Annotated in this window: 2 tRNA genes and 3 rRNA genes; all 5 read right to left on the reverse strand. The window is 53.0% G+C overall.

Annotated features, from left to right (window positions below):
- Positions 1-119: 119 nt before the first annotated feature.
- The 5 genes from rrf to KBZ13_RS15585 all read right to left on the reverse strand — a co-directional run bounded on the left by rrf (position 120) and on the right by KBZ13_RS15585 (position 5664).
- Positions 120-236 (reverse strand): 5S ribosomal RNA (gene rrf, locus KBZ13_RS15565).
- 156 nt (positions 237-392) lie between these two features.
- Positions 393-3281 (reverse strand): 23S ribosomal RNA (locus KBZ13_RS15570).
- Positions 3282-3824: 543 nt separating this feature from the next.
- A tRNA-Ala gene (locus KBZ13_RS15575) sits at positions 3825-3897 on the reverse strand.
- Between the two features lie 9 nt (positions 3898-3906).
- A tRNA-Ile gene (locus KBZ13_RS15580) sits at positions 3907-3980 on the reverse strand.
- Positions 3981-4178: 198 nt separating this feature from the next.
- A 16S ribosomal RNA gene (locus KBZ13_RS15585) occupies positions 4179-5664 on the reverse strand.
- The 16S, 23S and 5S rRNA genes sit together here with 2 tRNA genes alongside, the layout of an rRNA operon.
- Positions 5665-6088 lie beyond the last annotated feature (424 nt).

Genomic DNA, 6088 nt, shown 5'->3' on the forward strand with positions numbered 1-6088 from the left:
CAGAATCTCCAGACACAAGAAAGCCACCCCTTCGGGTGGCCTTCTCTCCATCTCACTCGCGCCACTCACTCCTCTCGGATGATCGGCAGCTTGAGCTGATGGTATTGGATGAAAGTTTTACCTGGCATTGAGCTATTTTTGCAGGAAGCTACCCTCCAACTATCTTCGCCGCTGCCGCGTTTCACAACCGAGTTCGAGATGGATCGGAGTGGTTCCACGGCGCCATGAACACCAGGATAGGTCTGTCTCCAGACCTGGTCTTTCATCCTCAGGAAAACCCTGAGAACTGCATAGGAACTGATCAACTCATCCGGCTTGCATTCACAAAACCAGACCTGTCATTCAGTTGTCTGTCATCAAACATCTCACACCTTCTGTGCAAGAGTCGAGCGTTGGTCAAGCCCTCGGTCTATTAGTACTCCTCCGCTTCACCTGTTACCAAGCTTCCACGTAGAGCCTATCAACGGGTGTTCTTCCCGTGACCTTACTGGCTTAAGCCATGAGAACACTCATCTTCAGGTGGGCTTCCCACTTAGATGCTTTCAGCGGTTATCCTCTCCGCACATGGCTACCCAGCGTTTACCGTTGGCACGATAACTGGTACACCAGAGGTGCGTTCCTCCCGGTCCTCTCGTACTAGGGAGAACTCCTGTCAATGTTCTTGCGCATGCACCGGATATGGACCGAACTGTCTCACGACGTTCTGAACCCAGCTCGCGTACCGCTTTAATGGGCGAACAGCCCAACCCTTGGGACCGACTTCAGCCCCAGGTTGCGATGAGCCGACATCGAGGTGCCAAACCTCCCCGTCGATGTGAACTCTTGGGGGAGATCAGCCTGTTATCCCTAGAGTAACTTTTATCCGTTGAGCGACGGCCCTTCCACTCAGAACCGTCGGATCACTAAAGCCGGGTTTCCCCCCTGTTCGACTTGTTGGTCTCACAGTCAAGCTTGCTTCTGCTTTTGCACTCGTCGGCTGATTTCCAACCAGCCTGAGCAAACCTTTGCGCGCCTCCGTTACCTTTTAGGAGGCGACCGCCCCAGTCAAACTGCCCACCTGATACTGTCCCCTCTCCGGATAACGGATGAGGGTTAGAACCCTAGCTCGCAAAGAGTGGTATCTCACCGTTGGCTCACATCAACCCACAAGCTGATGATCAATGCCTCCCACCTATCCTGCGCATTGCGAGCCCGGGCACAATACCAAGCTACAGTAAAGCTTCATAGGGTCTTTCTGTCCGGGTGCACGTAGTCCGCATCTTCACAGACAATTCTATTTCGCCGAGCCTCTCTCCGAGACAGCGCCCAGATCGTTACGCCTTTCGTGCGGGTCGGAACTTACCCGACAAGGAATTTCGCTACCTTAGGACCGTTATAGTTACGGCCGCCGTTCACCGGGGCTTCAGTCGCTAGCTTCGCTTTCGCTGACCAGCTTCCTTAACCTTCCGGCACTGGGCAGGCGTCAGCCCCCATACGTCGTCTTGCGACTTAGCGGAGACCTGTGTTTTTGGTAAACAGTCGCCTGGGCCTCTTCACTGCGACCACCTTGCGGTGGCACTCCTTCTCCCGAAGTTACGGAGCCATTTTGCCGAGTTCCTTAGAGAGAGTTACCTCGCGCCCCTCGGTATTCTCTACCACCCCACCTGTGTCGGTTTCGGGTACAGGCCATCATGCCTTAACGGGTATAGGGCTTTTCTTGGAAGCATGACATCACCCACTTCGCTTCCGTAGAAGCTCGTACTCACGCCTCAGCTCAAAGTGTTTTCGCCACTTCTCAACGCCTCGAACGCTTGAACCAGTAACCAACATCTGGCTGGGCTAGCCTTCTCCGTCCCCCTTCCCAAAACATGACAGGTACAGGAATGTTGACCTGTTGTCCATCGACTACGCCTTTCGGCCTCGCCTTAGGTCCTGACTAACCCTCCGCGGACGAGCCTGCCGGAGGAACCCTTAGGGTTTCGGGGCATGGGATTCTCACCCATGTTTTCGCTACTCAAGCCGACATTCTCACTTCCATGCAGTCCACGCCCGCTTACGCTAACGCTTCACCCCACATGGAACGCTCCCCTACCATTGATCTGTTCCAAAGAACAAATTAATCCGCAGCTTCGGTACAATGCTTAGCCCCGTTCATTTTCGGCGCAGGATCGCTCGACCAGTGAGCTATTACGCACTCCTTTGAGGATGGCTGCTTCTAGGCAAACCTCCTGGTTGTCTGGGCAATCCCACCTCCTTTATCACTTAGCATTGATTTGGGGACCTTAGCTGGCGGTCTGGGCTGTTTCCCTTTCGACCATGGAGCTTATCCCCCACAGTCTGACTGCCTAGTTACACACAGGGTATTCAGAGTTCGTATCGATTTGGTACCGCTCTCGCAGCCCGCACCGAAACGGTGGCTTTACCCCCCTGCTGGAGCACTAGACGCTACGCCTCAACGTATTTCGGGGAGAACCAGCTAGCTCCGGGTTCGATTGGCATTTCACCCCTAACCACAGCTCATCCGCTGATTTTTCAACATCAGTCGGTTCGGACCTCCACTTGGTGTTACCCAAGCTTCATCCTGGCCATGGTTAGATCACCCGGGTTCGGGTCTATAAACACTGACGATCGCCCTATTCAGACTCGCTTTCGCTATGGCTCCACCATTCCCGGTTTAACCTGCCAGTGCCTATAAGTCGCCGGCTCATTCTTCAACAGGCACACGGTCACCCGATCAGTCGGGCTCCCATTGCTTGTAAGCTCACGGTTTCATGTTCTATTTCACTCCCCTCCCGGGGTTCTTTTCACCTTTCCCTCGCGGTACTGTTGCGCTATCGGTCACACAGGAGTACTTAGCCTTACGAGGTGGTCCTCGCTGATTCACACGGAATTCCACGTGCTCCGTGCTACTCGGGATACAGCTAGGCCAGTTCCATTTTCGAGTACGGGGCTTTCACCCTCTATGGCGCGCCATTCAAACGCTTCCTCTAACTTCCCTGGTCCACGTTGCTGTCCCACAACCCCGATGGTCGAAACCATCGGTTTAGGCTCGTCCCCGTTCGCTCGCCGCTACTGAGGGAGTCGTTTTTTACTTTCCTTTCCTCCAGCTACTAAGATGTTTCAGTTCGCTGGGTTGGCTCGCGTCCGCCTATAGATTCAGCGGACCGTTCTAGGGGTTGCCCCATTCGGAAATTCCCGGATCAAAGCGTGTTTCCAGCTCCCCGAGACTTATCGCAGGTAACTACGTCCTTCATCGCCTCTGTGTGCCAAGGTATCCACCGTGAGCCCTTTGTAGCTTGACCAATTAACCTCCACATCACATTGCTGCTGTTGTAAGCAGATTCTTCCAGTTTCACCGGCTAGAGCTTGGCTTTTTTCTTGGCGCATCTTTCGATTGGCCTTGATGTCAGCGTTCTTCTAGTGGTATGAAACAAGGAATCAGACCCCTCCTGTCTCGGCGACATTTGAGGAATGATGCGGAGTCTCGGCTCTTGCTCAAGAATTTTCCTGCTCATTGACGCCTCAAAACCCCGGCTCAACTCAAGCCATCACCTCTCAGTGATTGCCTGGATCAAACCAAAGCTTGAACGTTAATGTCAGGCATCTATGAGATGCTTAATTAACAGACTTTCCTATGCAGTTGTCAAGGTTCTGCTGAACTCGTTAAGGAGCCCAGCGTCGTTTCAACCCATGGCAATCAAGCAGGCCAATGATTGGCAGCTGGATAAGCTATTGATCGGCTGATCAATGGGAATGAAATGAAGCTGGAATCCGCAGGCAGCGGATCAAATCTAAAGTCAATCACACACAGAGTAAACCTCCCGTTGTTTGGAAGGGTTGGTCAGTGGAGGTTAGCGGACTCGAACCGCTGACATCCTGCTTGCAAAGCAGGCGCTCTACCAACTGAGCTAAACCCCCAAACACGAATGGGCCATCCTGGACTTGAACCAGGGACCTCACCCTTATCAGGGGTGCGCTCTAACCACCTGAGCTAATGGCCCAGGAGAATCCTCTGTGGGGTGTGACCTAGACAAAGTTTAGGAACTGAATCTGAATTAAAGGATCTCAAATTAATCTCAACTTTCGTTGACACTGATTTTTATCCTCTCCTCAGTTGAGGTACCGATTATCCATCGAGATGACAGAATCCCTAGCCAGCTACAAAAATGTCTGGACTAGAAATTTGTATTGTATCCCTGTTAGGAGGTGATCCAGCCGCACCTTCCGGTACGGCTACCTTGTTACGACTTCACCCCAGTCATCAGCCCCACCTTCGGCATCCTCCTCCCTTACGGGTTGGAGTAATGACTTCGGGCATGGCCAACTTCCATGGTGTGACGGGCGGTGTGTACAAGGCCCGGGAACGTATTCACCGCAGTATGCTGACCTGCGATTACTAGCGATTCCTCCTTCACGTAGGCGAGTTGCAGCCTACGATCTGAACTGAGCCACGGTTTATGGGATTTGCTAGCTCTCGCGAGTTTGCTGCCCTTTGTCCGTAGCATTGTAGTACGTGTGTAGCCCAGGATGTAAGGGGCATGATGACTTGACGTCATCCACACCTTCCTCCGGTTTATCACCGGCGGTCTCTCTAGAGTGCCCAACTGAATGCTGGCAACTAAAGACGTGGGTTGCGCTCGTTGCGGGACTTAACCCAACATCTCACGACACGAGCTGACGACAGCCATGCACCACCTGTCACTGCGCTCCCGAAGGCACTCCCTCGTTTCCAAGGGATTCGCAGGATGTCAAACCCTGGTAAGGTTCTTCGCGTTGCATCGAATTAAACCACATACTCCACCGCTTGTGCGGGCCCCCGTCAATTCCTTTGAGTTTCACACTTGCGTGCGTACTCCCCAGGCGGAACACTTAACGCGTTAGCTACGACACCGAGAGGGATAATTCTCCCGACACCTAGTGTTCATCGTTTACGGCTAGGACTACAGGGGTATCTAATCCCTTTCGCTCCCCTAGCTTTCGTCCATGAGCGTCAGTTATGGCCCAGCAGAGCGCCTTCGCCACTGGTGTTCTTCCCGATATCTACGCATTTCACCGCTACACCGGGAATTCCCTCTGCCCCTACCACACTCGAGCCTTGTAGTTTCCATCGCTGAAATGGAGTTGAGCCCCACGCTTTAACGACAGACTTTCAAGGCCGCCTGCGGACGCTTTACGCCCAATAATTCCGGATAACGCTTGCCACTCCCGTATTACCGCGGCTGCTGGCACGGAATTAGCCGTGGCTTATTCCTCAAGTACCGTCAGTTCTTCTTCCTTGAGAAAAGAGGTTTACAGCCCAGAGGCCTTCATCCCTCACGCGGCGTTGCTCCGTCAGGCTTTCGCCCATTGCGGAAAATTCCCCACTGCTGCCTCCCGTAGGAGTCTGGGCCGTGTCTCAGTCCCAGTGTGGCTGATCGTCCTCTCAGACCAGCTACTGATCGAAGCCTTGGTGAGCCATTACCTCACCAACTAGCTAATCAGACGCGAGCTCATCCTCAGGCGAAATTCATTTCACCTCTCGGCATATGGGGTATTAGCGGCCGTTTCCAGCCGTTATCCCCCTCCTGAGGGCAGATTCTCACGCGTTACTCACCCGTCCGCCACTAACCCGAAGGTTCGTTCGACTTGCATGTGTTAAGCACGCCGCCAGCGTTCATCCTGAGCCAGGATCAAACTCTCCGTTGTAGTCACATATCCTTTTAAACTGCTCGCGCAATTCTCAACATGTGTTGCCTGATCCCTAAAATGCAGCACTGGCGTACTACTTTTAGTGATTGGCCTCCTTTTTAAAAAGGGTTCGAGAGCGCATCTCACCATCAATCCCAAAACTTGCGCTTTGCTCTCACTGGTAAAATGACTTTCCAGATCTCAGATCCGGTCGCAACAGTCACTGGGTGGTTTTCTTCTATCAACCGCTGCGTCCGTGAAAACACATCAATTAATCTTCCATTCCAGCTCCCGTCGCTAGTTTGTTTTTTGACGGGACCTCACACCTTTGCTGCTATTCGGCCACATCTTGCTCCTCCCCTTAGCGCTCAACCCAAACGGATCAGCGCCTTCAGTTCAAAGCAGACATGACGCAGCAAAAGCGTCAGTTCCTAAACTTTTT

Origin of the sequence: Cyanobium sp. ATX 6F1, assembly GCF_024346315.1 — a bacterium.
Taxonomy (GTDB): Bacteria; Cyanobacteriota; Cyanobacteriia; order PCC-6307; family Cyanobiaceae; genus ATX-6F1.